The organism is Bradyrhizobium sp. 159 (assembly GCF_023073795.1).
Lineage (GTDB): Bacteria > Pseudomonadota > Alphaproteobacteria > Rhizobiales > Xanthobacteraceae > Bradyrhizobium.
In genome coordinates this window covers 49,439-75,180 of the sequence record NZ_JADPKE010000088.1, presented here as the reverse complement: position 1 = coordinate 75,180, position 25,742 = coordinate 49,439, and the positions used below count along the sequence as shown (strand labels likewise).

Sequence of the window (25,742 nt, the reverse complement as noted above, 5' to 3'; positions counted from 1 at the left end):
GGTACTATGGATACGATGTCAAATCGACATTATGATGTCAATACGGTCTATGGTGACGATATGTTGAAGTCGCAGCGAACGTCGGCCGGCGATGCCCTGACCAAGCTCATGCTTGACTTGTTCCGGCTGAACAGCCTGCTCTTGACCGCGGGTGACCGTCTGGTGGCCCGGCTCGGACTTACGAGCGCCCGTTGGCAGATACTGGGCGCCATTGTGCAGGCGGAGCGTCCCCAACCGGTGGCTTGGCTCGCCCGCGATCTGGGCGCCAACCGCCAAAATGTGCAGCGGATCGTCAACGACCTGCACGCGGACGGCCTTGTCGCCTTCGAGGCCAACCCGCATCACCGCCGAGCGCAGCTTGTTGTCCTCACTGACAAGGGACGGCGCGCTTTCGATGCCGCGATGGCTTTGCAGGCGCCGTGGGTCAACAGCCTTTCGGAAGGGCTTGCGGTGAAGGACCTGCAAACCGTCCATCGCATCGTCGCGGCACTACGCAAGAAGCTCGAGAGCGAGACCGAGGAGCAGACGTAACGCTCGGCGAGCGTGGCACGCGCGTCCGGGGTGCGTCATCATCGTGATCGCGACATGGCTGTTGAACCTGCTTTCCTGATGGTCTTGCCGCCACGAATACGCTCATATGGAGCTACAAGAATTTGGAGGAGACTATGCGGTTCATTGCCTTCATATCGGCTCTGCTTCTGCCGCTCGGCGCGGCGGTCGCCCAGGACTATCCGGCGAGGCCCATCACCATCCTGGTGCCCTTCGCCGCCGGCGGACCGACCGACACCATCGCGCGCCTGACCGCGGCAGGCATGGCGAAATCCCTGGGACAGCAGGTCATCGTCGAGAACGCGACCGGCGCCGGCGGCACCATCGGCACGACCCGCGCCGCGCGCGCGCAGCCGGACGGGTACACGCTCTTGATCCATCACGTCGGCATCTCGACCGCCGCGACGCTCTACCGCAATTTGAGCTACGACACGAAGACGGCTTTTGCGCCGATCGGACTTGTGACCAACGCGCCGATGACCATCATTGCGCGTCCGGATTTCCCGGCCGACACGCTCAAGGACCTGGTCGCCTATGCCCAGCAGCAGGGCGACAAATTGACCTACGCCAATGCCGGGCTCGGCGCGGCGTCGCATCTCTGCGGCATGCTGTTCATGACGGCGATCCAGAAGCAGCTCACCACGGTGCCCTACAAGGGCAACGGCCCCATCATGAACGACCTGCTCGGCAGGCAGATCGATCTCACCTGCGACCAGGCGACGAACACCACCGGACCGATCACGGCCAAGCAGGTCAAGGCCTATGCGATCACCACCAAGGAGCGGCTGAGGAGCCTGCCCGATCTGCCGACGGCCGACGAGGCCGGCCTCAAAGGTTTCGAGCTCGGCGTCTGGCACGGCATCTATGCCCCCAAGGGCACGCCGCCGGCGATCGTTCAAAAGCTGACGGCTGCGCTCCAGACGGCGCTCAAGGATCCGACGCTGATCGCCCGGTTCAACGACATCAACACCGAGCCTGTCCCGCAGGACAAGGCGACGCCCGAGGCGTTGGGTGCGATGCTGACGAGCGAGATCGACCGCTGGGCGCCGATCATCAAGGCAGCCGGCCAATACGCCGACTGAGTCATCCCAGTATAATGGTGCCGACATCGCCGCCGGGCGGCGCCGACCGCGCCGTAAAAGAACATTCAGTGCAACGGCTCATTTCCAGGTATTTACATACCGGTACTGTGCATGGGGTTGTTTTCACGATTTTGATGAGGCGGCCTTTCGGCGTTACCCCGCCGCCTCATCGTATTGCGTGCTCGCCTCGAGCCATTGCTCCTCCGCGCGCGCCAATGCGTCGGCCGCGTTCGCGCGGGCCTTCGACAGTTGCGCAGCCTGCTTGGGGTCGCGGGTGAAGATGTCGGGCAGCGCCAGCGCCGTGTCGATCTTGCTGATGATCTCGCTCACGCGGGCGATCTCGGCTTCGGCTTCCGCGATGCGCTTCTTCAGCGAGCCGCGATTGTCCGACCTCACGCGCTGCGGCTTCTCGCTCGCGACGCTGCGCTCGCGCGGCGCTTCGGCGTTGCGCGCGGACAGCACCAGGCGGCGGTACTCGTCGAGGTCGCCGTCGTAATTGGTCACGGTGCGGTTGGCGACGATCCAGAGCCGCTCGGCGCAGGCCTCGATCAGGTAGCGGTCGTGCGAAACCATGATCACTGCGCCGGGAAACTCGTTGATCGCCTCCGCGAGCGCGGCGCGGCTGTCGATGTCGAGATGATTGGTCGGCTCGTCCAAAATGATCATGTTGGGGCCGAAGAAGGTCGCTAGCCCCAGCAGCAGCCGTGCCTTCTCGCCGCCCGACAGTTTTCCGGCTATGGTGTCGGCGGCCTTGCCGGAAAAGCCGATCGCGCCGGCGCGGGCGCGCACCTTGGCTTCCGGCGCATCGCCCATCAGCTTGCGCACATGGTCGTAGGCGGAGGCGTCCTCGTTCAGTTCGTCGAGCTGGTGCTGGGCGAAATAGGCGGTCGACAGCTTGTCCGCGCGGGTCACTCTGCCAGAGAACGGAGCGAGCCGTCCGGCGAGCAGCTTGACCAGCGTCGACTTGCCATTGCCGTTGGCTCCGAGCAGCGCGATGCGGTCGTCATTGTCGATGCGTAAGGTGACGCGGCTCAGCACAGGCGTTTCCGGATCGTAGCCGACCGAGACGTTGTCGACGGCGATGATCGGCGGGGACAGGATCTTCTCCGGCGCCGGAAAGCTGATCTCGCGCACGTCCTCGGTGACCAGCGCCGTGATCGGCTTCAGCCGCTCCAGCATCTTGACGCGGGACTGCGCCTGCCGCGCCTTGGAGGCCTTGGCCTTGAAGCGGTCGACGAAGGCTTGCAACCGTGCGCGTTCGGCTTCCTGGCGCTTGACCTGCTTGGCATCGAGCAATTCGCGCGCGGCGCGCTGCTCCTCGAAGGAGGAATAGGTGCCCTTGTAGAGCGTGAGCTTGCCGCGCTCCAGATGCAGGATCTGGTCGACCGAGCTGTCCAGGAGGTCGCGGTCGTGGCTGATCACGATCACCGTGCGCGGATAATGCGCGAGGTGATCCTCCAACCACAGCGTGCCTTCGAGATCGAGATAGTTGGTGGGCTCGTCGAGCAGCAACAGGTCGGGCGCCGCGAACAGCGTCGCGGCGAGCGCGACGCGCATGCGCCAGCCGCCGGAGAACTCGGCGCAGGGGCGGAGCTGATCGGCGGCGGAGAAGCCGAGGCCGGAGAGGATCGCGGCCGCACGGCTCGGCGCCGAATGCGCGTCGATATCGACGAGGCGGGTCTGGATCTCGGCGATCCGGTGCGGATCGGTCGCGCGCTCGGCCTCGGCGAGCAGCGCGTCGCGTTCGAGATCGGCCCTGAGCACGACAGAGATCAGGCTCTCGGGGCCGTTCGGCGCCTCCTGCGCCAGGCTGCCGACGCGCCAGCGCGGCGGCAGCGTCACCGAGCCGTGCTCGGCCGCGAGATCGCCGCGGATCACCTTGAACAGGGTCGACTTGCCGGTGCCGTTGCGCCCGACCAGGCCGACGCGGGACCCGGGCGTGATCTGCACGGAACTCTGGTCAATCAGAAGGCGTCCGGCGAGGCGGACGGAGAGATCGGTGATGGACAGCATGCGGCCTTGTCACCGCAGGGCGCGTCGAACGCAACCCGTTTTTCCAAGCTTGTCGTTCAGCGTGACCCTTCGGAAAACCGCTTCACACCTTTCCCGATCATGCTCCCATCAGTGCGATTCGCGCTCGCGCTGCCTCAATTCGTTGAGCAACTTCTCGAGGTGCGTCGGGAGGCGGGGATCGGGGCGCAGACTCTGCTGAAGCCGTTCGCCCACGGCATCGCGAATCGAGCGGCTGGTGCGCCGGTCGATCTGTTCGCTGTCATTGGCAAAAAGGCCAGCCATCGCGCGGTTCCGTGTTCTCAGAGTAAGGACACGGTACCAAGTCATTGCGCCCAAAATGGTTTCGCTGCTTGCGGGGAATCCCCGGGATTCTCGTAAAAATTGTATTATGCCAGCCATGTCCGCCCAAATAAAAGGCCCCGGCGCGGACGCCGGGGCCTCTCCTGAAGGGTTACCTTGGGGGCATAGGTAACCCCTTTGTTCAGGAAGGTGCTTGCGGAAGGTGCTGTCGGGCTCAGTAGCAGCGGTTGATCAGCCGCCAGCGGGGTCCCCAGGGGGTCGGGACCAGCCGGCGCACGTAGCAGCCGCCATAACCGTAGGAGACGGGACCGCCGACATAGAAACGCGGTCCGCCCCAGCCGCGGTGCCAGCCGCCGCCGTGCCAGCCTCCACCGTGCCAGCCGCCATGCCAGTGGGCGGAAGCGGAGGTCGGCGCCAGCGCGGCACCGAGCGCGACCGCGGCAACGGCGGCAAGCGAAAGTTTCCTCAACATGGTGATCTCCTCAACAACTGCCGGCGCGGGGCTATCGCGCCGATGGAAAGGCCGCCGAAACGCTCTGCCTCATGGTCAGGCTTCGGTTTCGATAGCCCCGACCTTACGCCCGCGAAGCTGAACCGAACCCTGATGCGGGTTTCAGATTCGGTTCATCTGAGTGAAATCGGTGTAATCCATGTTGAATCGCGGGCTGCGAGGCCTGCGGCGAAGCGCCTATGCGGCTGTTTCGGCGGTCGCTTGCCGTCCGGCAATGGCGCCGATATAAGCCCCGCAACTGCGAACCCCCGCATTCTCCCCGAGGACAAGATTTATGGCCATCGAACGCACTTTCTCGATCATCAAGCCCGACGCGACCGAGCGTAACCTGACCGGCGCGGTCAACGCCGTGATCGAAAAGGCGGGCCTGCGCATCGTCGCACAGAAGCGTATCCGCATGACCAAGGAGCAGGCCGAGACCTTCTATGCCGTGCACAAGGCGCGCCCGTTTTTCGGTGAGCTCGTCGACTTCATGACCTCGGGCCCGGTCGTGGTGCAGGTGCTGGAAGGCGAGGGCGCGATCGCCAAATACCGCGAGGTGATGGGCGCGACCGATCCGGCCAAGGCTGCCGAGGGCACCGTCCGCAAGCTCTACGCCAAGTCGATTGGCGAGAATTCGGTGCACGGCTCGGATGCGCCGGAGACGGCCGCGATCGAGATCGCGCAGTTCTTCTCTGGCAACGAGATCGTCGGCTGATCTATCAGCCGATAGGTTAGGTACGACGGGCGAAAGGACTCATTGTGGACTGGCTCTGGCAGATCTTCGATCCCGCTACGATCGGGGCATTCTTCACCCAGTTCCGCAACGAAATGGCTGCGCCGACCTTCTGGATCGCGGTTGGCAAGATCATCTGGATCAATATCCTGCTTTCCGGCGACAACGCGCTGGTGATCGCGCTCGCTTGCCGCGGCCTCAGCCCGCGGCATCGGCTGTGGGGCATGATCTTCGGTGCCGGCGCGGCGGTGATGCTGCGGATCATCTTCACCGGCATCGTCGCGACGCTGATGGAGCTGCCGTATCTCAAGCTCGTCGGCGGCCTTGCGCTGATCGTAATCGCGGCAAAGCTCTTGGTGCCGGAAAACGAGGACGAGGATGACGTCGAGTCGGCCTCGCATCTGTTGCAGGCCATTCAGATCGTCGTGGTCGCCGACATCGTCATGAGCCTGGACAACGTCATTGCGGTCGCTGCCGCAGCCAACGGCAGCGTGCCGCTGCTGATCCTCGGCCTCGCCATCAGCGTGCCGCTGATCGTCGCAGGTGCCGCGCTGATCATGGCGCTGCTCGCAAAGCTGCCGGTCCTGGTTTGGGCTGGTGCTGCGCTGCTCGGCTGGATCTCGGGAGAAGTGATCGCGACCGATCCCGGCGTCGCGCCGAAGCTGCACACGCTGTTCGACGGCCCGCTCGGCGCCTCGCTGGACAGCATGCTCGGCGCACTTCGCATCCCGCCGCAATTCACCCATGGCGGCGGAGGCGGCGAATATCTTTGCGCGCTTCTCGGCGTCGTCGTCGTGCTGGTCGTCGGCACCATCTGGCGTCGGCGTAGCCTGGGCGCGGCCGCGCTCGAATCCTCGGAGCGCCACGCCAAGGCCTCGGTCGAATAGTTTTCAGCGACGGACGATCGAGCCGGCGCGGCCAATCAGGCGGGCGAGCTGGCGGAAGCGGCTGCCGACGCGGTCGGCGACGAGATCGCCGAGGCGGTGTTCGAACACCAGCATCAGCTTGCGGCTCTGGCTGCGGAAATGCGTGGCGGGTAGCACGCCCGGCCGCGCCGCCGAAATCAGGTGCGCGACGCGGAACGCTGCTCCCAGGAGGCGGGCGCGCTCGAGCTGCGCCGGCGTCAGCAGGCTCTGCATGGTGAGCGGCGGCTGGTTTTCCTCGCTCAGGCCCGCATAGCGATAGAAAACCGACAAGCCGACGAAGGCGCGCTCGGTGTGGGTGATCGCGCCGAAATTACCATTGACGACGAGGCTCAGCGTCTGCTCGCCGCGATGATCGGGGTGCACGCGCCAGCCGATGTCGGAGAGCAGGCACGCGGTGTGGCGCAGGCGGCGGTCCTCTTCGGTCTCGCGCAGCTTCACGACGCGCGCAAGGCGGTCGGTCCAGGCGATCAGCTCGCGGGCATGCTTCGCCGAGCGCGACAGCAGCTGGTTGAGCTCCTCTGCGGCGCAGATCAGCCCGTCCTTGTTGCGTTCGGAGTCCGAGAGCTTCTCGTGCAACAAACCCTCGCGCACGCCGAAGGTCGAGAACACGATGGTTTTCGGCTTCGCCACGCGGATGATGTGCTCGAGCACCAGGGCGGCGTAGGTGAGGAGGGGGCGGCGTGCATCAGCAACGATCTCGATATCGGCCAGCATGTCGGCGGCCGCAAGCCGGCGCAGACGCCGCGAGAAGTCGAGCGCCTCGGCCGCCGAAATCGAATAGCCGTGCATCACCTGGAGCGGATAGCCGCTCTGGATGATGTGAATACGCGCGAGCGCACGCCAGGTGCCGCCGACCGCGTAGAAAGTGCGGCCGCGACCCGCGGCGAGCTGCGGCACCTCGTCGAGCGCCTCGCGCACGATGCGGTCGGCGCGCTTGAGCGATTTGTGTGCGAGGTCCTGGAGCGCGAGGCCACCGAGCGGCAGCGTCACGCCGCTGCGCACGCTATTCCTGCGCACGTCGATCAGCTCGAGCGAGCCGCCGCCGAGATCGCCGACGATGCCGTCGGGATGATGGATGCCGGAGATCACGCCGAGCGCCGACAGCCGCGCTTCGCGCGGCCCCGACAGGATCTCGATCTTCACGGCGCAGATGCGCTCGGCCTTCGCGATGAAGTCGGGACCGTTGGAGGCGTCGCGGCAGGCGGCAGTCGCAATCGCGAACACGCGTCCGACCTGCATCACGCGGCACAGGGCGCGGAACCGCTTCAGCGAGGTCAGCGCCTTGTCGACGGCGTCGGGCGCGAGCAGGCCCGTGCTCTGCACTTCGCGCCCGAGGCCGCACAGCGTCTTCTCGTTGAAGATCGGAATGAGGCTGCGCGCCAGCGCCTCGTAGACGACGAGGCGGACCGAGTTCGAACCTATGTCGATGACCGCGACGCTCGAGCCGCGCTTGCGCGGCTGCTTCACGTTGAGAATCCGGGATCAGGATTGATGACGTTCATTACGCCGCGTGAGACGGCGCGGCGAGGATTCCTTGAGCGACTTTCCACGGCCAGACAGACTCGGATTCGTCATGAAGTAGTTGTGGACGTTGAAAGGCTCCTCGCCCTTCGCGGCTTTCATACGCGTTGAGGACCCGTCCGGCAACAATTGCCAGCTCTGCTCATTGTCCTTCAGGTTCGCGACCATGATCTGTTCGAGAACCTGCTGATGCACCGTGGGATTTTGCAGCGGACACAGCACCTCGACGCGGCGGTCGAGGTTGCGCGGCATCATATCGGCCGAGGAGATATACACAGCCGCTTTTGCGCTCGGCAGGCCTTGGCCCATGCCGAAGCAGTAGATTCGGCCGTGTTCCAGGAAACGTCCGATGATCGACTTGACACGGATGTTCTCCGACAGACCGGGGATCCCGGGCCTGAGACAGCAGATGCCGCGCACCACGAGCTCGACCTGGACGCCGGCCTGCGAGGCCTCATAGAGCGCGTCGATGATGTCGGGGTCGACCAGCGCGTTCATCTTCATCCAGACCGCGCCGTGCCGGCCGTGCCGTGCATGCGCGGTCTCGCCCTGGATGTGCTCGATGATGCGCTTGCGCAAGGTCAATGGCGACACCGCCATCTTCTCCAGATCGCTCGGCGCGGCATAGCCGGTGATGAAATTGAATACGCGAGCCGCGTCGCGGCCGATGGTCGGGTCCGACGTGAAGTAGGAGAGGTCGGTGTAGATGCGCGCGGTCACCGAGTGATAATTGCCGGTGCCGGTATGCACGTAAGTTGTGAGGCTGCCGCCCTCGCGGCGCACCACCATCGAGAGCTTTGCGTGCGTCTTCAGTTCGAGAAAGCCGTAGACGACCTGCACGCCGGCGCGCTCGAGGTCGCGCGCCCAGCGGATGTTGGCCTCTTCGTCGAAGCGCGCCTTCAGCTCGATCAGCGCCGTGACCGACTTGCCGGCCTCGGCGGCTTCGGCGAGCGCACGCACGATCGGCGAGTTGTTGGAGGTGCGGTAGAGCGTCTGCTTGATCGCGACTACATCTGGGTCGCGCGCGGCCTGCTGCAGAAACTGCACCACCACGTCGAAGGATTCGTAGGGGTGATGGACGATGAGATCCTTCTGCCGGATCGCAGCGAAGACGTCGCCGGCATGCTCGCGCACGCGCTCGGGATGGCGAGGCACGTAAGGGGTGAATTCGAGGTCGGGACGGTCGAGACGAGTGAGCTGCGAAAGCTCGTTCATGGCGAGCACGCCGTCGACGAGAAACACCTCGTCGTCAGCCGTCGACAGCGCATGCTGCACGAAGCTGCGCAGCTGCTCCGGCATCTTGGCGTCGATCTCGAGCCGGATCACCGACCCGCGGCGGCGCCGCTTCAGCGCGGTCTCGAACAGGCGAACGAGGTCTTCGGCCTCTTCCTCGATTTCGAGCTCGGAGTCGCGGATGATGCGGAAAGCGCCCTGGCCATGCAGATTATAGCCGGGGAAGAGACGGTTGATGAACAGGGCGGTTGCCTGCTCCAGCGAAATCAGCCGGACGGCCTTGCCTTCGGCCGGCAGGCGGATGAAGCGGTCGATCTTGCCGGGCATGCGGATCAGGGCGTTCATCTGCTTGCCGTCGGCAGCGCGCGTGAGCTGGAGCGCGATGGTGAAGCCGAGGCTAGGAATGAACGGGAAGGGGTGGGCCGGATCGATTGCGAGGGGAGTCAGCAGCGGGAACACGTTATTGAGGAAGTAGTCCTCGATCCAGGTCCGTTCCGGCTTGGTGACGTCCTTGCCGTCGACCAGGACGATGCCGACCTCGGCGAGCGTGCCGCGCAGGTCGCGCCAGATCGCCTGCTGGTCGGAGGCAAGTTGGGAGACGGTACGATTGATCAAGGCAAGCTGCTCCGACGGGGTCAGGCCGTCCGGGCTGCGCTCGGCAATGCCCTCGCGCACCTGGGCCTTGATGCCGGCGACGCGGACCATGAAGAACTCGTCGAGATTGTTTGCCGAGATCGACAGGAATCGCACCCGCTCCAGCATGGGATGGCTGGGATTGACCGATTCTTCCAGGACACGGCGGTTGAAATGCAGCCAGGACAGCTCGCGGTTGATGAACCGTTCGGGGCTCGAAGCGATCGCCGGCAGGCTCTCCGTTTCCGGGGCTTTTTCTTTGATTTCAACAGCTTGCGCAGAGTCCATGAGAAGTCGATCCATCCAGTTCACCCCAATTGCGACTTACGCGCAAAATCGGTGGGAGCATGTGTTAGAGCGATGACGTTTCGATGACATTGATGTTCCGCCGCTCCGCCGCGTCAAGCGGCTGGTGCCAGCGAACTGGTCAGACGTCCCGAAGCAGCTCGGCCGCCAGCGCCCGGGTGACGGGGCGGCCAAGCCGCAGGGCCTCGCTGTCGAGCAATTCTACCGCCTGCCGGGCGGCGGCCGAGGATCGCTCCAGCCGGGTAGCGAGGTAGCTGACGATGCTCTCATCCACCGTGAGCTGGCGGTCAGCGCAGAATTTGACGATCAGGCCGCGGAAAAGCTGGTCGTCCGGCGACCGCAACGCGACCACCGGCACGGCGCGCAGACGCGAGCGTAGGTCGCGAAGCTCGATCTCGAGCGATGCGGGTAGCTCGCGCCCGGTGAAGAGGACGTAGGCGCCATCCTCGCGGGCGAGGTTCATCAGGTGGAAGAGGGCGCGCTCGTCAAACTCTTTCGCCTTGAGATCTTCGACGACCAGCGCTCCGGTCGCGAGCGCGCCCGGGACCGCGGCGGCGGCCAGCGCATTGGCCGTGGTCGAGCGGGCGCCTGATACCTCGGCCCAGATCGCGGCGAGATGGCTCTTGCCGCTGCCTTCGGGGCCGGTCAGCCACATGATCCGGTTCGGCCATTCCGGCCAGGCGTCGATCAGGCCGAGACCGGCCGCGTTGGCGGGGCCCTCGAGGAAATTGTCCCGGCTGAGGCTTTCCGCATGCGGAAGCGAAAACGCCAATTGTCGGGGATGAACGCGGCCTGCCACGCTTGCCTTGCTCCATGCCGGCGTCCCGGCCTCGTTTGAAAAGATTCGACTTTCGAGCGGGAGTTGGCCTTTTGCGGGGCCACATCCACTCATTTGGCCTCGATCGTGCTCATGTGCCGCAGCCACTCGACGAGATAGAGCGACACCGAGGAGAGCGTGAACACCGTGACGAGGCCCATCAGGATCATATCATAGGGTGCCGGCTTGAAGCCGAAGGCAAGCGCCGCCAGCACCAGCGCCGCGAATGCCACTTGTGCCACAGTATTGAGCTTGGACACCTTTGACGGCTTCATCTCGACCGGCCGGTCGAACAGCCAGGATACGATCACGGCGGCGACGATCATGATGTCGCGCGAGACCACCAGGATGACGATCCAGCGCGGAATCGCCCCCCAGATGCCCAGCGCCATGTAGATCGAGACCAGCAGCGCCTTGTCCGCGAGCGGATCGAGCAGGGCGCCGAGCTCACTCGCCATGTTGAACCGCTTGGCCAGGAAGCCGTCCACGGCGTCGCTGATACCGGCGATCAAGAAGACCGCGAACGCCACCTCCATTTGGCTCGACACGATGGCCCAGACGATGATCGGGACCAGCATGATGCGGCCCAGGGTAATGATATTCGGAATACTCACGCGGCGCTTCCCGGCACCCGGCCTGACCTCGGATCCGGCCCCTTGGGAGGCTGAACCGGTTGATATCTACATACTATAAGGCGGGGCGCCACGCTTGCCATTGCGTGTCCCCGGAATTCGACGTAACCAGCCGCAAACCCACTGGAAATCGGGCATGACCGACCGCAAAAACGGCCTCACTTACGCCGATTCAGGCGTCGATATCGACGCGGGCAACCGCCTCGTCGACCTGATTAAGCCGATGGTGCGCGCCACCGCGCGGCCCGGCGCCGACGCCGAGATCGGCGGTTTCGGCGGCCTGTTCGACCTCAAGGCGGCCGGTTTCAAGGACCCCGTCCTGGTCGCCGCCACCGATGGCGTCGGCACCAAGGTCAAAATCGCGATCGAGACCGGCCTGCATGGCGGCATCGGGATCGATCTTGTCGCGATGAGCGTCAACGACCTCGTGGTCCAGGGCGCCGAGCCGCTGTTCTTCCTGGACTATTTCGCCTGCGGCAAGCTCGATCCGGAGGCCACCGCCGCGATCGTCGCGGGTGTTGCGGAGGGCTGCCGCGAATCCGGCTGCGCCTTAATCGGCGGCGAAACGGCCGAGATGCCCGGCCTCTACAAAGACGGCGATTACGACCTCGGCGGATTTGCAGTGGGCGCCGCCGAACGCGGTACGCTGCTGCCGCGCCCGGACATCGCGGCGGGCGACGCCGTGATCGGGCTCGCGTCGTCGGGCGTGCATTCCAACGGCTTCTCGCTGGTGCGCAAGATCGTGGAACAATCCGGTCTCGGCTTTCAGGCGCAGGCGCCGTTCGCGCCGGTCATGACGCTCGGCGGCGCGCTGCTGACGCCGACGCGGCTCTACGTCAAATCCTGCCTGCGTGCGATCCGCGAGACCGGCGCGGTGAAGGGGCTGGCCCACATCACCGGCGGTGGTTTCACCGACAACATTCCGCGCGTGCTGCCGAAGAACCTCGGCGTCGGCATTGACCTCGCACGCCTGCCGGTGCTGCCGGTGTTCAAATGGCTGGCCGCGCAGGCTGGCATCGCCGAGCTCGAAATGCTGCGCACCTTCAATTGCGGTATCGGCATGATTGCGATCGTCGAGCCTGACAAGGTCGAGCAGGTGGTTGAGGTCTTCAACGATGCCGGCGAGACCGTGGCGCAGCTCGGCACCGTGATTCCCGCCGAGGGCGAGCACCGCGTCGTCTATAACGGCCATCTCGACCTGGCGCTGTGATGAAGCGCCGCGTCGCCATCCTGATCTCCGGCCGCGGCTCCAACATGACCGCGCTGATCAAGGCAGCAAGCTCGGCGGATTTTCCGGCGGAGATTTCGCTGGTGATCTCGAACAAGACCGGTGCGCCGGGGCTGGAACGGGCCAGGGCAAGCGGCATCACGACCGAGGTGATCGAGAGCAAGCCGTTCGGCAAGGATCGCGCCGGCTTCGAGAAAGTATTGCAAGCCGCGCTCGACCGGCACGGCATCGAGCTGATTTGCCTGGGCGGCTTCATGCGCCTGTTCACGGCGGATTTCACCAAGGCCTGGTACGGGCGGATGCTCAACATCCATCCGTCGCTGCTGCCGTCCTTCCCCGGTCTCGATCCGCACGGCCAGGCCCTGCGTGCCGGCGTCAAGCTATCCGGTGCGACGGTGCACTTTGTCATTCCAGAGACCGACGCAGGCCCGATCGTGATGCAGGGCGCCGTCCCCGTCAGCGATCACGACACGGTGGATACGCTGTCCGAGCGCATCCTCGAAGTCGAGCACCGCATTTATCCCGAGGCGCTGCGGCTGCTCGCGACCGGCAAGGTCCGGATCGAGGGTGATGTGTGCAGGACGGTGGGCAGCGCGGCGTCGGAGAATTTTCTGATTGCGCCGGTGGTAGGCTAAAGCATGATCCGGAAGCGTGCGAAGCGGTTTTCCGAAAAGATCATGCTCAAACAACAACCTAAAGCGCGATGCCGATTCATCCTGATCTCGTCGCGCTTTAGGGCTGCGCAGCTATTCGATATAGCTTGCCGGCTCGCCGTTGCGCACATATCCGAAAATGCGGAAACCTTCGGCCGTCTCCTCTCCTGCAAATCGGATACGTGTCAGGATTGCGCGGACAGTTCGCGCTGCCGTGTCGTCTGTAGGAACAGGTCAACCCATTCCATTCCCAGCCGCCTTGCAGCCGGTGGTAATACCATTCGCCGTCCCGAGCGCCCAGGACGCCGTTTTCCAGGTCCTTGCAGCGAAAATCGGGCTGATCGGCTTGATCCAGATCGAGCATCGCTATTCGCAGTTCTCGCCATTTGGTGTCGTTAGCGACAGAGAAATACTCTGATCGTTGGATCATCGACCTCTCCATCAGCACGCTGCAAACGGATCGAGCAGAGCTACGCCGGTGGACTCAATATCAGCAGTGTTGCGCGTCACCAGTGTCAGGCCGTGGACCTTGGCCGTGGCGGCGAGCAGACTATCAATGAGCGGCAGCGGGTTCGGAATTCCAAGGAGAGCCCAAGTCTCGGCGATTGTCTCGTCAATGGCAAGAACCCGATCAGCAAGTCGAGTCCTCATTTGCGAAAACCATCTGTCGAGAGATTTCGCCTGGAGAGGATCATTCCGCCTTTTCAGCTCGATACCCCGGCGAATTTCGGCGAGAACCAAGACACTGGTTCCGATATCCTCCGCCGGGGTCTGACTAACCCAACGAACGACGTTGGGGTGCGCTCGCTCGCGCTTGCGTATTTCGGAAATGACATTGGTGTCGAGGAGGTATCTCATAAATCAACCTTGCGCCAGCCATCGCGTCGCGGCTGATCAAACACGCCGTCGAAGACTTCGTCAGCAAGCTCGGAGCCGAAGACGTCGAAGGCTGTCTTGACGTCCGGACTTTGGAGGGCGCTAGCAAGTGTTGATCGAAGTGCCGCGGCTCGCTCCGGTCTGTCGCGCAGGGTTTCGGCCAATGCGCGGATGAGGCCCGCATCCTTCTTGGCGGCTTGGACTTCGACCCGTACCAGCCCCCGCGCCGCAGCGCGGCGCCGATGCATCCGAGTTGCCTTGCGCTGGGATCTGGTTGCCACGGCTCACCCTTAGAATTTTCCGGTAATATAACCGGACATGCTGGAGTGTCCAAGGGAATGGGCAGAGTGCCAAACAAAATCCCCCGGCAGAGCCGGGGGCAACGTCATGATCTCTCGCGTGTCGTGAGAGGCATCAGGAGACCTTGAGGTTCTCCGCGGATGATTTGCCGCGGTTCTCCACGAGGTCGTATTCAACCACCTGGTTCTCGTTGAGGGTCGAGAGTCCGGCGCGCTCGACGGCGGAGATGTGGACGAACACGTCCTTGTCGCCGCCGTTCGGCTTGATGAACCCATAGCCCTTGGTTGGGTTGAACCATTTGACGGTGCCCTTTTGTGGCATCGCTAGTCTCCTCCACTAGATAGAAAAAAGACGCGGCCGCTTTTTCGCGTGCCACGCCACAAACGGCCTTCCGAAAGTCTGTCGAGTCTTGAGTCAATGTCGCGAAACGCACAGCCAGCGGCCAATTCCGTTGTGGCCAATATTGCAACATGAAAACCGTGCGTTAGCAAGCAGAGCACGAATTTCAAGATCGCCCCGGATGTGCCCGGGCCCAATTTCGACCTGTGGCCGGGGAACCACAATCAGGAGCAATCCCCCTTATCTGGAGGCGTCCCGTGGTTGACCCTCCGTAACAGTTCGGCGCAAATCAGCTCATGGGTGTGCCGCTCATGTTGCATTTTTGCGCGCCGCCATTTGCTTCGGGTTTTGTCGTCATGCGCTGCACTGCGCAGCCACCAGGGACACGGCAGACGATCGGGCTGAACCGCGTCCGCCGGGTCGCGGCAGCGATCGCCACGACCTTCACCCTTATGGCGTTTGAGCTCATCGTGACGATGTCGGCGGCTACGGCCGTCCTCGCGCAAAGTCCCACGCCGACGCCGACCCCGACCCCGACACCCACGCCGTCGCCGACCCCGGTCCCGATGCCGACCTCGGCCAATTATGACCAGTCGGCCGGCAACAGCACGCTCAATCTCGGCTCAGGTTTCCTGGAGCGCCTCGGCAACCAGGCATCGAGCGGCTTTAACCGGGCGTTGCGGACCAATCCCGGCGGTGGCGGCGCATCGGCGAGCACCGAAGATCCGCGCTACCGCACCTGGTTCGAGGGCTACGGCATCTCGGTCCGCACCGATGCGCAAGGAGACTTCGTCGGCGACAAGCGCAAGACCTTTGGCGGCGTCGCCGGCATCGGCGCACGTCTCGCGCCGGGTGTCAGTATCGGCTTTTCGGTCGACCAGAGCCACACCGACGTCGACGTGCCCTTGGCGCTCCAGTCCGCGACACTCGACCTCACCCAAATCGGCTTCAATGGCTCCGTCGACAAGGGGCCATGGACCTGGGCCTTTGCGGTGGTGCACGGCTTTGGCAAGGTCCGTTCCAGCCGTGATACCGGCCTTGGGCTTGCGCGGGCGGGCTACAGCGCCGCGGTCGACGGCGCGCTGACCGAGATCAGCTATTACTGGACCAAGGACCAGATGCGCATCGTGCCGAAGGGCGCGGTCGAATATGTGCGCGGTACCAGCGCGGCGTTCCAGGAGGTCGGCGGCCTTGATCCGCTCAACGTCGGCGCAACAGCGCTGTCGCGTGCGCGCATCATGATCGGGGCCGAGATCGGCCGCTATTTCGTCATCGACCAGAAGATCCTAGACCTGTCCGCCTACGGCAAGTTCGTCGACAATTTCCACCAGGACCTCGGATCGATCCAGGTCAGCCTGGGCACCCAGAGCATCGTCGTCCCCGGCATCGGCGAGAGCCGCTACGGCATGGATGCCGGCGCCTCGGCCTCGCTCAGCCTGACCAGCGTCGCGCGGCTCTACGTCAATTACGAGGGCAAGCTCCGCAACGAGCTCACGTCGCACCAGGGCACGGTCGGCTTCGAATACAAATGGTGAGCTGAAGTTTATGCGGGTGTTGCCGCGACATAGCCCGTCAGCCCAAATCCCTCGCGCGCGGCCGTCATCATCGGCACCAGCGCGTTCGGATGGATGAACTCGTCGCGGAAGCAGGGATAGGTCCTAGGATCGAAGATCTTCTTCAGCCAGTCGACCACAATCTTGTGCCGCTCGGAGGTGCGGAACTCCTTGTGATAGGTGAGCCAGAGATCGGCGTGGTGGCTGACGCCGAGATCGACGGCAACGAGCGGCGCACCAAGCGCGATCGAAACCGTCGGCAGGAAGCCGATGCCGGCGCCGCGTTCGACGGCATAGAGCGCACCGACCGAGGAATTGATCTTGATGCCGACGATGCCCTCCAGCGACGTCAGCCCGAGCACGCGGGCATAAGCGCCGTCGTCGACTTGCGGCGCGCTCTGCTTGATGATGCGGTGGTTGTTGAGTTCGGCGAGCGTTGCCGGGACGCCGTAAAGGCTCTCGTACTCCTTGGAGACGAACGGATAGATGTGCAGCCGGCCCAGCTTGGCGACGATCAGATCCGGATTGGTGGGTGGCTCGAGCTGGATCGCGATGTCGGATTCCAAGCGAGCGACGTCGGCCTGCTCCATCGCACAGCGCAGATCGACGGTGATCTTGCGATAAGTCTTCTGGAAATCGATCAGCCGCGGCAAAATCCAGAAATTGCCGGGCCCCTCCGTCACCGCGACGCGCACGGTGCCGGCAGTGTCGTTCGACGAACGCGAGGCGCGACGGAAGACGTTGAAGGCGTGACGCTCCATATGCGCGACGTCGGCGATCATCGCGGTGCCTTCATCGCTGAGCGTGAGCCCGCTCTGGTCGCGCAGGAACAGCTTGCAGCCGATGCTCTCTTCGAGCCGGTCGATCCTGCGCATCAAGGTGGTGGAGGTGAGCCCGAGCTCTTCGGCTGCATTGCGAAAACTTTTATATTTTGCGCACGCTAAAAACAGCTTCAAATCGTCCCAGGACGCACCCAGGGCTTCTTCACGGTGCTGCATCATCGCAGCACCCCGGTGCAATAACTGCTGCATACTGTTGGTCCCCAACCGCTAAGCTCGTCCTCATAGCGGGGTACGAAAGCGGCAAACGATAGAGAGGCGATATCGGTATGGAAAGGGGCTCGTTTGACGCACGGCATGATTTCGATGCGCTGCCGCTGAGCCCGGACGTCGATGTCCGTTGTGCGCAATCTTCCGAAATCGCGGCGCTTTCGGAGATGGCGCATCGGCTGGTGCCGGGTGTGCGGATCGAGGCGGCGGAGCTTTCGAAATATCTCACGTTCGATCCTCAGAGCATCCTGACTTTCAGCCGGAAGGGACTTCTGCTCGGCGGCATGGCCTTCCTGTTCCTCAATGATCGCGGGCACGATGCGCTGCTGCTCGACGAGATCTGCCTGACTGCGCCGGAGACGCGCCATCTCGCTTCAGCGAAGGACGACGTTGCGGCCATCTACATCTGGGCGATCGCGGCGACGGGGCGCGGCATCGCCGGTCTCGGCAAGGCCGCGGCTCATCTGCGACAGCTAAGGTTTCGCGGCGCCGATTGCTATGCGCAGCCGTCAACCGTGGCCGGACGCGATATCATGAGGGCGACCGGCTTTGCGCCCGTTCCGAGCTTCCAACCCGACCTCTGGTGCTACGAGCGCCCCTGGCATCGCCGGCCGATGCCGGGTGCAATCATCCAAGCAAGGAGTTTTGCAGATGCACGGTACTAGAATTCCTCTCGCCAAGCCCGACTCCCGCGCCGTTACCATTCGCCTTGCGCGCGATCCCAGCGATCTCATGCTGGTCACCGCGATCCGTTCCGCGGTCTATCTCGCCGAGCAGAATTGTCCGTTCGAGGAGGAGTTCGACGGCAACGACATGGTCGCCGCGCATTTCATCGGCTTCGTCGGTAACGAGCCCGCGGGCTGCCTGCGCGTGCGCTTCTTCGGCGACTTCGCCAAGGTGGAGCGGCTTGCGGTGCGTCACCAGTACCGGCGCTCGCGCGTCTCGTTCAAGCTGGTGCAGGCGAGTGTCGACTATGTGAAGCGCAAGGGCTTCCGCAAGATTTACGGCCAGGCGCAGGACCGCCTGGTGGATTTCTGGGCCCATTTCGGCGCCAAGCCGCTCGGCCACAATCGCAAGATCACTTTTTCCGATTTCTCCTACACCGAGATGCTGCTTGAGATCGAGCCCGGCCCGGACGCCATCACGCTGGACAGCGATCCCTATGTGATCATCCGGCCCGAAGGCGATTGGGACCGGCCGGGCGTGCTCGACGCCTCGGCGGGGCGGGCGGTGACCTCGCCACTGCGGCACCTCGCGGCCGCCGATCACTGAGCTAGGTGCAACTGCGCGCAAGACAATGCCGGTTTCCATCCACGATGATCCTCCGATCCTGGTCTGCGCGGACCTGCAGGTCGAATATCTGACCCCTGGGCGCCGCCACGTCATCCTCGGCGGCGATGCCGCCACCGCACGCTGCCTGGAACTGCTGACGCTGTGGCGCAGCAATCTCTGGCCGGTGATGCATTTGAAGCGCATCGCGCAGGCGGCCTGGTTCAATCCGGCATCCAGGCTGACCGATTGGATCGCGGAGGCGAAGCCGCGTCCGGGAGAAATGACGTTCGAGCATCCGCTGCCCTCGGCCTACAGCTCGTCGCGGTTTGTGGACTACATGTCCAATATCCACAATGTGCGCTGCGTGTTGGCCGGCTTTTCCCTGGACGAGACCATCCTGGCCACCGCCGTGGACGGGTTTCACCGCAGCCATCGTTACGAGGTGATCACTGACGCCGTGGCCTGCCGGCAGCCGGGCACGGGCGATGCCGCCGCCTACAAGCGTGCAGTAGTGAATGTCATCGGGAATTTTGCTACGATCCATTCCAGCGCCGAACTGATCAGAACCAGCGGCGCCGTTGCGGTGTAGGCGGCCGCGATCGACGGGGTGGGGTTGAGACATTGTCCCGGGGAGAACACCTCAAGGAGCTGGCAAGCGATTTGTCGCGTGCCGTCGAAACGGCGCGCCGCGTCGGCTTGCCCACGACGGTCTATCTGCTCTCGATGGCGCTCGTCGAGGTGAGGGAGGCCGCCGCCGCTGAAGACGGGGATGACGACGACGCGGCCTAAAAAGCCGTCCAATCCCGATATGCGGCTTTGTGCAACGCTGCTGAGCGCTTGCTGCCGACGAATTGGCGTTGCAAGCTTTGTCTCATCGAAATAGCCAAGTAACTTGATCATCAAGTGATGACGCTGGCTGTGCCGGCGGTGTCACGACTTTAGGGATCCCTGCAAATGTCCATGCTGCCGAATTCGCAAGAGGCCCGGGATGTGGCCTACCAGCTCCATCCCTACACCAACGCGCGCACCCATCAGCAGGCCGGTCCTCTCGTGATCGAGCGCGGCGAGGGTCCCTACGTGTTCGATGCCGCGGGCAAGCGCTATTTCGAGGCGATGGCCGGCCTGTGGAGCGTCGGGCTGGGCTTCAATGAGAAGCGTCTGGTCGACGCCGCGCACAAGCAGATGCAGGCGCTGCCGTTCTATCACACCTTCTCGGCCAAATCGCACGGGCCCTCGATCGACCTCGCCGAGAAGCTGGTCGCGCTCGCGCCGGTGCCGATGAGCAAGGTGTTCTTCACCAATTCCGGCTCGGAAGCCAATGACACGGTGCTGAAGCTGATTGCCTACCGCTCCAACGCGCTGGGCCAGCCGCAGCGCAAGAAGGTGATCAGCCGCCTGCGCGCCTATCACGGCGTCACTATCGCCTCGGCCAGCCTCACGGGCCTGCCCAACAATCACCGCTCGTTCGACCTGCCGCTGCCGAACATCCTGCACACGGGCTCGCCGCATTTCTACAAGGACGGCGCACCCGGCGAGAGCGAGGAGGCGTTCGCGACGCGCCGGGCCGAGGAACTGGACGCGCTGATCCAGAAGGAGGGCCCGGATACGATCGCGGCTTTCTTCGGCGAGCCGGTGATGGGTGCGGGCGGCGTCATCGTTCCGCCGGCGACCTATTGGGACAAGATCCAGAAGGTCTTGAAGAAGTACGACATCCTGCTGGTCGCCGACGAGGTGATCTGCGGATTTGGCCGCACCGGCAAGATGTTCGGCTGCGAGACCTACGGCATCAAGCCGGATGCGATCGTGGTGTCCAAGCAGATCACTTCGAGCTATTTCCCGCTGTCGGCGATCCTGCTGAACGACCGCATGTTCGAGCCAATCGCCGACGAGAGCAACAAGATCGGCGTGCTCGGCCACGGCTTCACCGCGGGCGGTCATCCCGTCGGCTCGGCGATTGCGCTTGAGAATTTGAAGATCATCGAGGAGCGCGGCCTGGTCGCGCATGCTGCCGAACTCGGCGGCTACATGCAGGGCAAGCTGCGCGAGCTCGCCAGCGGTCCGCTGGTCGGCGAGGTCCGCGGCGTCGGCATGATTGCCGCCCTCGAGCTCGTGCTCGACAAGGGGCGCAAGACCGCAGCCGCTACGCCGGGCGCCGTCGGCGGCATCGCCAGCCGCATGCTGCAGGAGCGCGGCGTTATCTCCCGCAACATGCTCGATGCCATCGCCATCTGCCCGCCGCTGATCGCCACCAGGGCGCAGATCGACGAACTGATCGCGGCGATCTCGGGTGTGCTGGAGGACATGAAGGGGGAAGTTGCGAAGCTGACACCGGCGTAAAATCTCTCCTCATTATTGCGAGGAGCGAAGCGACGAAGCAATCTAGCCTGCCTCCAACGAAAGATTCTGGATTGCTTCGCGGAGCCTGTCATCGGGCCGCGCTTCGCGCGGACCCGTTGGCTCGCACTGACGACGCGGCTGGCAGAGCGCCAGCCACAGGCCTTCGCGGGCCTACGCCCGCTGCACCCCGATCACGCGGCCTTTTTCGATTGCGAGCGCCAGCTCGCCCCGCTTCAGTTTCAGCGCGGCATCGCCGAACAGCTCGCGGCGCCAGCCACGCAAAGCCGGCACGTCGGCCTCGTCACTGGCTGCGATCTCTTCGAGATCGTCGACGGTGGCGATCACCTTGCTGGCGACGGCATGGCGCTCCGCGGTCATGCGCAGCAGCACCTTCAACAATTCGACGATGGCCGCTCCATTGGAATTGTTGCGCGGCTTCTCCAGCTTCGGCAGCGCCGAGAAATCCCGCGCCAGTCCGCGCTCGACGGCGGCGACGATGTCCGCGCCCCATTTGGATTTCTCAAACCCCTTCGGCACCGAGCGCAGATGGGCGAGCTTCTCAAGCGTAGTCGGCGCATGCGTTGCGATGTCGCTGACCGCTTCATCGCGCAGCACGCGGCCGCGCGGCACGTCGCGGCTCTGCGCCTCCTGCTCGCGCCAGGCCGCCACCTCCATCAGCACGGCGAGGTCCTTCGGCTTGCGCACCCGGGTCTTCAGCCGCTCCCAGGCGCGCTCGGGGTGGAAGTCGTAGGTTCTGGGCGAGGTCAAAACCTCCATCTCGATGGAGACCCATTCGCTGCGGCGGCGCTTCTTCAGGTCGGCATCGAGCGCCGCGAACACGTCGCGCAAGTGGGTGACGTCGGAGACCGCGTAGTGCATCTGCTCCTTGGAGAGCGGCCGGCGTGACCAGTCGGTGAAGCGGTGGGTCTTGTCCGGGCGGTGCCCGGTGACCTTCTCGACAAGCTGGTCGTAGGCAATGCTGTCGCCATAGCCGAGCACCATGGCCGCGACCTGGGTGTCGAACACCGGGTGGGGAATGATGCCGGCCTGGTGCCAGATGATCTCGATGTCCTGGCGAGCGGCGTGGAAGACCTTCAGCACGGCCTCGTTGCCCATCAGCTCGAAGAACGGCTTGAGGTCGATGCCCTCGGCCAGGGCGTCGATGACGACAGCTTCCTCGGCGCTCGCCATCTGCACCACGCACAACAGCGGGTAATAGGTGGTTTCGCGCAGGAACTCGGTATCGACGGTGATGACGGGGTGCTTGGCCAGCCGGCTGCAGGCAGCCGCAAGGTCAGCGGTGGTGGTAATCAAATCCATGAACGGCCCATGACGAGACCATCAGCCGTTCTGCCGAAAGTGCAGTGATGTCAAGGGGCTCGATGCGAATTCGAGCCTTGCATTTGGGCCGGAATCGCCTTTTCCGACAAAAATCCTATTCGTAGCGGACCCGTTGCGAGGATTTCCGGACACATGGCAGTGCCACCACAAGCACGCACATGCCGACCAGAGCCAGTCCCAGGAACTCGAATACCAACAGGTCCACGGTGAAAACCCCTCAGAAACATTGCTAAACTTGTCCGGGACGAATTGAGGGTCTGTTAATTCTCGTGGTTACCGGCCGCGGGGCGGGCCGGATGGTGGACAAGGCGTTAACGGGCGGGGCCCGTCGAAACGCATTCGGCGCCCCGCATGACGGTGCGCCGAAGTTTGTTCGCGCGATGAGTTGCGGGCTTACGGCAGTTTCAGCGACGTCTCAGCGTTGTACGGCTTGAGCGTCTCGTCGGCGGCTCTCTGAGCGGCGGCGAGGGCGTCCTTCGGCTGCTTCTTGCCGTTGAGGACCAGCATTACCTCGTCCTCGAGGTTCTTGCGCACCGGCACAGTCTTGTAGGTCGCAAACCACGGCTTTGCGACGTCGAGCTGTTCGACGGCGGTCTTGGCGTCCGGGTTCTTGTTCAGGAAGTCGACCATATCGGGCGTCTTGTAGGCGGCCATATTGGGCGCGAAATAGCCGGTGGCGCGGCTCCACCAACCGCTCTTCTCGGGCGAGGTCATCCACTTGATCAGCGTCCAGGCGGCCTTCTGCTTGTCGGCTTCGAGCCCTGCCGGAATGATCAGCGATGCGCCGCCGATCGGCACGGCGTTGCGGACGTTGCGAGGAATGAAGGCGACCTTGTAGCTGAACTTGGCGTTGTCGCGCACATAGGTCAGCGACCCTGTCGAGAGCATCATCATCGCAGCATTGCCGGAAATGAAGGAGGTGCTGACGGCCGGGCCGGGCGTCGCGCCGGGCGCATGCACCTTGTGCTTAAAGATGAGGTCGTTCCACCAGGTGAGCGCACCGAGCATCGAAGGCGTGTCGTAATAAACTTCGCCGCCAAACTCCTCGTTGTAGTAGCGCCCGCCGTTGGACATCGTGAGCGTTTCCATCATCCAGCCGCAATAATCATAGGCGCATGGAATGGCGATGCCCCAGCGCATGACCTTGTCACCCTCGCGCTTGGTGAGCTTCTTGGCCCATTCGGTAAGCTCGGCCCAGGTCTGCGGCGGCTTGTTCGGATCGAGGCCGGCCTCCTTGGCCTGATCGGCATTGATGTAGAGCAGCGGCGTCGAGTTGTGGAAGGGCACGCCGTAGACCGAGCGGTTGATCACCGCGTTGCCCTGCAGCGCCGGGAAGAACTGGCCCAAGAACTTTTCCTTGGTAGTGCCGTCGGCGGCGATCAGAGGGTCGAGATTGGTAAGCTCGTTCTCGATCTGCATGTCGAGCAGGAAGTTGGCCGACATGATCACGGCTGACGGCGGCTTGCCGGCCTTGATCGCCGCGCGCGTCTTGATCAGCGTGTCGTCGTAGGAACCGGTGTAGACCGCGGTCGCCTTGACCTCGGGGTGGGTCTCGTTGAACTCCTTGATCAAGGTCCCCATGTCGCGGGCGAGCTTGCCGTCGACCGGGACGGGGAAGAACAAATCGATCTCGGTCGGGCCTTCGCCGGCAAGGGCCGGAAAGGCGAGGGCGCCAGCCAATGTGCCTGCAATGGCAAGGCCGAGCATGAGCCTGCGGGAGAACAGCATCGGAAAATCTCCTATTTGATGCCTGAGGTGACGAAAGAGCTGATGAAGCGCTTCTGGAAGATCAGGAAGGTGACGAGCAGCGGTGCGATCACCATCAGGGTTCCCGCGGCGATGGTGCCCCAGGCCTGCGTGCCCTCGGCCGTCTTGGTGAAGACGGAGAGCCCGACCGTGAGCGGCCGCTTGTCCGGCGAATTGATCACCATCAGCGGCCACAGGAAATCGTTCCAGTGGCTGGTCACGGAGATGATGGCGAAGGCCGAGAAGCTCGGCAGCGACAGTGGCACGTAGATGTGGCGGATGCGCTGGAATAGGCCGGCGCCGTCGATCAGGGCGGCATCCTCCAGCTCCGTTGGAATGGCCTCGAACGCTTGTCGCATCAGGAAGGTGCCGAAGGCGGAGGCAAAGAAAGGCATCATCACGCCAGTGAGCGTGTCGTAGAGGCCGAGCTGCGCGATCAGGCTTAAATTGGGCACGATCAGCAGCACCGGCACCAGCATCAGCTGCATCAGGAACAGGTAGAAGATCAGCGTCTTGCCGGCGAAGGCGAGGCGCGCAAAAGCAAAGCCCGCCAGCGTGATCGTGACGAACTGCACCAGCAGGATGCCGGTGCAGATGATTGTGGTGTTGAGGGTGTAGCGCGGGAAGTCGCCGATCTCCCAGGCATCCCTGATGTTGTCGAGCGTCGGCTTCAGGCTCGGCATCAGCTCGGCCATGAGGTTGATGCCATCGGAGGCCGGGCGCAGGGTCGCCACGCCCATCCAGACGAACGGGATCAGCCAGACCAGTGCGAGCAGCACGGTCAGTATGAAACCGAGCTTTGGCGTGATCTCGCGGCGGGTGGCGAGCGGAGCATCCCTGAACAGACGGTCGATCAAATTCATGGGCCGCTCTCGCGGTCCGCCAGCGTCCGGAACGAAAGCGCGGTGAGGCCCATCAACGCTGCCAGCGTCAGCAGCGTCGCCGCCGACGCCTTGCCGACGTCATAATGCTCGACGGCCTGCTGATAGATGTAGAACAGCACGAGATTGGTCGAGTTGGACGGGCCACCCTGGGTCAGGACGAAGACGTGGTCGACTTGCGTCACCGCATTCAGCGTCGCGATCACGGTGACGAACAGGAAGGTGGGCTTGAGCTCCGGCAGGATGATGTAGCGCAGGCGCTGGAACGGACCGGCGCCGTCGAGATGGGCGGCCTCCATGACGTCCTCCGGCACCGCCTGCAGGCCCGCGAGGAAGAACAGCATGTGATAGCCGGCGTTCTTCCAGATCGTGATCACCATGATCGCTGATAGCGCGATGTCGGGATCGCCCAGCCAGTTCGGCAGCACCGGAAGTAGCCGGCCGATGTAATAATCGAGCAGGCCGACATTGGGCAGGAAGATGAACAGGAACAGCGCGGAGGCTGCGACCATCGGGATCAGCACCGGCAGGAATAGCGCGGCGCGGAGCGCGCTGGTCACTGCGCTGGTGCGCGAGAGCGCGAGTGCAAACAAGAGCGCGAGGCCGATGCTCGGGATCGCTGTGCAGACTGCGTAAATGAGATTGTTGACGACCGCGCCGGTGAAGGCGGGGTCGGCAAGCACCGCGCTGACATTGTCGAGGCCGACGAAGCGCACGGGCTCTTTCGGCGTCGTGCGCTGATAGAGCGCATCGATAAGCACGCGGCCCATCGCGCCATAGGTGAACAGCGCCAGGAAGACCAGCGAGGGGAGCAGCAGCAGATAGGCCGGCAGCGACGCCGTGAAGCCGGCGGTGAAGCGTTTCAGGACATGCAGACGCGGTGCCCCCGAGGTCGCGCGCGGGAGAGCCGCGGGTTCAGCGAGGCTCAT

General features: G+C 63.9%; 27 protein-coding genes. 12 read left to right on the top strand and 15 right to left on the bottom strand.

Going from position 1 to position 25,742, the window contains the following annotated elements:
• Positions 1–60: 60 nt before the first annotated feature.
• On the top strand, positions 61–531 hold the full coding sequence (locus tag IVA96_RS25525) for a MarR family winged helix-turn-helix transcriptional regulator (protein WP_247281686.1): 471 nt from the start codon (positions 61–63) through the stop codon (positions 529–531).
• A 134-nt stretch (positions 532–665) separates the two neighbouring features.
• Positions 666–1,631 (top strand): tripartite tricarboxylate transporter substrate-binding protein, encoded by a 966-nt coding sequence (locus tag IVA96_RS25520; protein WP_247281595.1) that lies wholly within the window; start codon positions 666–668, stop codon positions 1,629–1,631.
• A 153-nt stretch (positions 1,632–1,784) separates the two neighbouring features.
• Here IVA96_RS25520 and IVA96_RS25515 read toward each other — a convergent pair whose 3' ends face one another.
• From IVA96_RS25515 to IVA96_RS25505, 3 genes are all read right to left on the bottom strand, one after another.
• Positions 1,785–3,644, bottom strand: coding sequence for an ABC-F family ATP-binding cassette domain-containing protein (locus tag IVA96_RS25515; RefSeq protein ID WP_247420000.1), 1,860 nt, complete (start codon positions 3,642–3,644; stop codon positions 1,785–1,787).
• Between the two features lie 108 nt (positions 3,645–3,752).
• On the bottom strand, positions 3,753–3,926 hold the full coding sequence (locus IVA96_RS25510) for a hypothetical protein (protein WP_247281593.1): 174 nt from the start codon (positions 3,924–3,926) through the stop codon (positions 3,753–3,755).
• A 232-nt stretch (positions 3,927–4,158) separates the two neighbouring features.
• Complete coding sequence (locus tag IVA96_RS25505; RefSeq protein WP_247419997.1) at positions 4,159–4,416, bottom strand: sulfur globule protein precursor; 258 nt, start codon at positions 4,414–4,416, stop codon at positions 4,159–4,161.
• Positions 4,417–4,729: 313 nt separating this feature from the next.
• Between IVA96_RS25505 and ndk the strand changes: the two genes are divergently transcribed.
• Both ndk and IVA96_RS25495 read left to right on the top strand, forming a co-directional pair.
• Positions 4,730–5,152: a nucleoside-diphosphate kinase gene (gene ndk, locus IVA96_RS25500; RefSeq protein ID WP_035715388.1), complete on the top strand. Its 423-nt coding sequence runs from the start codon at positions 4,730–4,732 to the stop codon at positions 5,150–5,152.
• Between the two features lie 44 nt (positions 5,153–5,196).
• On the top strand, positions 5,197–6,057 hold the full coding sequence (locus IVA96_RS25495) for a TerC family protein (RefSeq protein ID WP_247419994.1): 861 nt from the start codon (positions 5,197–5,199) through the stop codon (positions 6,055–6,057).
• Positions 6,058–6,060: 3 nt separating this feature from the next.
• Here the strand turns inward: IVA96_RS25495 and ppx are convergent, their stop codons facing one another.
• The 4 genes from ppx to IVA96_RS25475 form a co-directional block, all read right to left on the bottom strand.
• On the bottom strand, positions 6,061–7,563 hold the full coding sequence (ppx, locus tag IVA96_RS25490) for an exopolyphosphatase (protein WP_247419991.1): 1,503 nt from the start codon (positions 7,561–7,563) through the stop codon (positions 6,061–6,063).
• 15 nt (positions 7,564–7,578) lie between these two features.
• Positions 7,579–9,771, bottom strand: a complete 2,193-nt coding sequence (locus IVA96_RS25485; protein WP_247281685.1) for an RNA degradosome polyphosphate kinase — start codon at positions 9,769–9,771, stop codon at positions 7,579–7,581.
• A 139-nt stretch (positions 9,772–9,910) separates the two neighbouring features.
• Positions 9,911–10,588: a DnaA/Hda family protein gene (locus IVA96_RS25480; protein WP_247419988.1), complete on the bottom strand. Its 678-nt coding sequence runs from the start codon at positions 10,586–10,588 to the stop codon at positions 9,911–9,913.
• Between the two features lie 89 nt (positions 10,589–10,677).
• A complete protein-coding gene (locus IVA96_RS25475; RefSeq protein ID WP_247419985.1) occupies positions 10,678–11,220 on the bottom strand; it encodes a CDP-alcohol phosphatidyltransferase family protein in 543 nt (180 codons plus the stop codon).
• 154 nt (positions 11,221–11,374) lie between these two features.
• Here IVA96_RS25475 and purM point away from each other — a divergent pair, with 154 nt between their 5' ends.
• Complete coding sequence (gene purM / locus IVA96_RS25470; protein ID WP_247419982.1) at positions 11,375–12,448, top strand: phosphoribosylformylglycinamidine cyclo-ligase; 1,074 nt, start codon at positions 11,375–11,377, stop codon at positions 12,446–12,448.
• Entirely contained in the window at positions 12,448–13,101 is a 654-nt protein-coding gene (gene purN / locus IVA96_RS25465; RefSeq protein ID WP_247419979.1) for a phosphoribosylglycinamide formyltransferase, read from the top strand. Before purM ends, purN begins: the two co-directional genes overlap by 1 nt.
• 459 nt (positions 13,102–13,560) lie before the next feature.
• Here purN and IVA96_RS25460 read toward each other — a convergent pair whose 3' ends face one another.
• The 3 genes from IVA96_RS25460 to IVA96_RS25450 form a co-directional block, all read right to left on the bottom strand.
• Positions 13,561–13,977, bottom strand: coding sequence for a type II toxin-antitoxin system VapC family toxin (locus tag IVA96_RS25460; protein WP_247419976.1), 417 nt, complete (start codon positions 13,975–13,977; stop codon positions 13,561–13,563).
• Positions 13,974–14,243 carry a hypothetical protein gene (locus IVA96_RS25455; protein WP_247419973.1) on the bottom strand — a complete coding sequence of 90 codons (270 nt, stop codon included), beginning with the start codon at positions 14,241–14,243 and terminating at the stop codon, positions 13,974–13,976. Before IVA96_RS25455 ends, IVA96_RS25460 begins: the two co-directional genes overlap by 4 nt.
• Before the next feature lie 166 nt (positions 14,244–14,409).
• Positions 14,410–14,616 carry a cold-shock protein gene (locus tag IVA96_RS25450; RefSeq protein WP_008551638.1) on the bottom strand — a complete coding sequence of 69 codons (207 nt, stop codon included), beginning with the start codon at positions 14,614–14,616 and terminating at the stop codon, positions 14,410–14,412.
• Positions 14,617–14,990: 374 nt separating this feature from the next.
• Here IVA96_RS25450 and IVA96_RS25445 point away from each other — a divergent pair, with 374 nt between their 5' ends.
• A complete protein-coding gene (locus IVA96_RS25445) occupies positions 14,991–16,169 on the top strand; it encodes an autotransporter outer membrane beta-barrel domain-containing protein (RefSeq protein WP_247419970.1) in 1,179 nt (392 codons plus the stop codon).
• Positions 16,170–16,177: 8 nt separating this feature from the next.
• Here IVA96_RS25445 and IVA96_RS25440 read toward each other — a convergent pair whose 3' ends face one another.
• On the bottom strand, positions 16,178–17,218 hold the full coding sequence (locus tag IVA96_RS25440) for a LysR family transcriptional regulator (RefSeq protein ID WP_247419967.1): 1,041 nt from the start codon (positions 17,216–17,218) through the stop codon (positions 16,178–16,180).
• 77 nt (positions 17,219–17,295) lie between these two features.
• Here IVA96_RS25440 and IVA96_RS25435 point away from each other — a divergent pair, with 77 nt between their 5' ends.
• From IVA96_RS25435 to IVA96_RS25415, 5 genes are all read left to right on the top strand, one after another.
• Positions 17,296–17,901 (top strand): hypothetical protein, encoded by a 606-nt coding sequence (locus tag IVA96_RS25435; protein WP_247281583.1) that lies wholly within the window; start codon positions 17,296–17,298, stop codon positions 17,899–17,901.
• Complete coding sequence (locus tag IVA96_RS25430) at positions 17,888–18,508, top strand: GNAT family N-acetyltransferase (RefSeq protein WP_247419964.1); 621 nt, start codon at positions 17,888–17,890, stop codon at positions 18,506–18,508. Before IVA96_RS25435 ends, IVA96_RS25430 begins: the two co-directional genes overlap by 14 nt.
• Positions 18,509–18,533: 25 nt before the next feature.
• Positions 18,534–19,097 carry an isochorismatase family protein gene (locus tag IVA96_RS25425; protein ID WP_247281581.1) on the top strand — a complete coding sequence of 188 codons (564 nt, stop codon included), beginning with the start codon at positions 18,534–18,536 and terminating at the stop codon, positions 19,095–19,097.
• 32 nt (positions 19,098–19,129) lie between these two features.
• Positions 19,130–19,297, top strand: a complete 168-nt coding sequence (locus IVA96_RS25420) for a hypothetical protein (RefSeq protein ID WP_247419960.1) — start codon at positions 19,130–19,132, stop codon at positions 19,295–19,297.
• A 165-nt stretch (positions 19,298–19,462) separates the two neighbouring features.
• Positions 19,463–20,845 carry an aspartate aminotransferase family protein gene (locus IVA96_RS25415; RefSeq protein ID WP_247281580.1) on the top strand — a complete coding sequence of 461 codons (1,383 nt, stop codon included), beginning with the start codon at positions 19,463–19,465 and terminating at the stop codon, positions 20,843–20,845.
• A 171-nt stretch (positions 20,846–21,016) separates the two neighbouring features.
• Here IVA96_RS25415 and rnd read toward each other — a convergent pair whose 3' ends face one another.
• From rnd to IVA96_RS25395, 4 genes are all read right to left on the bottom strand, one after another.
• Positions 21,017–22,165, bottom strand: coding sequence for a ribonuclease D (rnd, locus tag IVA96_RS25410; protein WP_247419957.1), 1,149 nt, complete (start codon positions 22,163–22,165; stop codon positions 21,017–21,019).
• A 414-nt stretch (positions 22,166–22,579) separates the two neighbouring features.
• Positions 22,580–23,914 (bottom strand): ABC transporter substrate-binding protein, encoded by a 1,335-nt coding sequence (locus tag IVA96_RS25405; protein WP_247419954.1) that lies wholly within the window; start codon positions 23,912–23,914, stop codon positions 22,580–22,582.
• Positions 23,915–23,925: 11 nt separating this feature from the next.
• Positions 23,926–24,795: a carbohydrate ABC transporter permease gene (locus IVA96_RS25400; protein ID WP_247419951.1), complete on the bottom strand. Its 870-nt coding sequence runs from the start codon at positions 24,793–24,795 to the stop codon at positions 23,926–23,928.
• Positions 24,792–25,742, bottom strand: coding sequence for a sugar ABC transporter permease (locus IVA96_RS25395; RefSeq protein WP_247419948.1), 951 nt, complete (start codon positions 25,740–25,742; stop codon positions 24,792–24,794). The genes IVA96_RS25400 and IVA96_RS25395 overlap by 4 nt, the downstream gene beginning before the upstream one ends.

Bases quoted from the DNA above. Each gene is read 5' to 3' on its own strand.
- IVA96_RS25525 (WP_247281686.1), top strand. From the start codon at position 61: ATGTTGAAGTCGCAGCGAACGTCGGCCGGCGATGCCCTGACCAAGCTC.
- IVA96_RS25520 (WP_247281595.1), top strand. From the start codon at position 666: ATGCGGTTCATTGCCTTCATATCGGCTCTGCTTCTGCCGCTCGGCGCG.
- IVA96_RS25515 (WP_247420000.1), bottom strand. From the start codon at position 3,644: ATGCTGTCCATCACCGATCTCTCCGTCCGCCTCGCCGGACGCCTTCTG.
- IVA96_RS25510 (WP_247281593.1), bottom strand. From the start codon at position 3,926: ATGGCTGGCCTTTTTGCCAATGACAGCGAACAGATCGACCGGCGCACC.
- IVA96_RS25505 (WP_247419997.1), bottom strand. From the start codon at position 4,416: ATGTTGAGGAAACTTTCGCTTGCCGCCGTTGCCGCGGTCGCGCTCGGT.
- ndk (WP_035715388.1), top strand. From the start codon at position 4,730: ATGGCCATCGAACGCACTTTCTCGATCATCAAGCCCGACGCGACCGAG.
- IVA96_RS25485 (WP_247281685.1), bottom strand. From the start codon at position 9,771: ATGGACTCTGCGCAAGCTGTTGAAATCAAAGAAAAAGCCCCGGAAACG.
- purM (WP_247419982.1), top strand. From the start codon at position 11,375: ATGACCGACCGCAAAAACGGCCTCACTTACGCCGATTCAGGCGTCGAT.
- purN (WP_247419979.1), top strand. From the start codon at position 12,448: ATGAAGCGCCGCGTCGCCATCCTGATCTCCGGCCGCGGCTCCAACATG.
- IVA96_RS25460 (WP_247419976.1), bottom strand. From the start codon at position 13,977: ATGAGATACCTCCTCGACACCAATGTCATTTCCGAAATACGCAAGCGC.
- IVA96_RS25455 (WP_247419973.1), bottom strand. From the start codon at position 14,243: ATGCATCGGCGCCGCGCTGCGGCGCGGGGGCTGGTACGGGTCGAAGTC.
- IVA96_RS25450 (WP_008551638.1), bottom strand. From the start codon at position 14,616: ATGCCACAAAAGGGCACCGTCAAATGGTTCAACCCAACCAAGGGCTAT.
- IVA96_RS25445 (WP_247419970.1), top strand. From the start codon at position 14,991: ATGCGCTGCACTGCGCAGCCACCAGGGACACGGCAGACGATCGGGCTG.
- IVA96_RS25440 (WP_247419967.1), bottom strand. From the start codon at position 17,218: ATGCAGCAGTTATTGCACCGGGGTGCTGCGATGATGCAGCACCGTGAA.
- IVA96_RS25435 (WP_247281583.1), top strand. From the start codon at position 17,296: ATGGAAAGGGGCTCGTTTGACGCACGGCATGATTTCGATGCGCTGCCG.
- IVA96_RS25430 (WP_247419964.1), top strand. From the start codon at position 17,888: ATGCACGGTACTAGAATTCCTCTCGCCAAGCCCGACTCCCGCGCCGTT.
- IVA96_RS25425 (WP_247281581.1), top strand. From the start codon at position 18,534: ATGCCGGTTTCCATCCACGATGATCCTCCGATCCTGGTCTGCGCGGAC.
- IVA96_RS25415 (WP_247281580.1), top strand. From the start codon at position 19,463: ATGTCCATGCTGCCGAATTCGCAAGAGGCCCGGGATGTGGCCTACCAG.
- rnd (WP_247419957.1), bottom strand. From the start codon at position 22,165: ATGGATTTGATTACCACCACCGCTGACCTTGCGGCTGCCTGCAGCCGG.
- IVA96_RS25405 (WP_247419954.1), bottom strand. From the start codon at position 23,914: ATGCTGTTCTCCCGCAGGCTCATGCTCGGCCTTGCCATTGCAGGCACA.
- IVA96_RS25400 (WP_247419951.1), bottom strand. From the start codon at position 24,795: ATGAATTTGATCGACCGTCTGTTCAGGGATGCTCCGCTCGCCACCCGC.
- IVA96_RS25395 (WP_247419948.1), bottom strand. From the start codon at position 25,742: ATGAGCCTCGCTGAACCCGCGGCTCTCCCGCGCGCGACCTCGGGGGCA.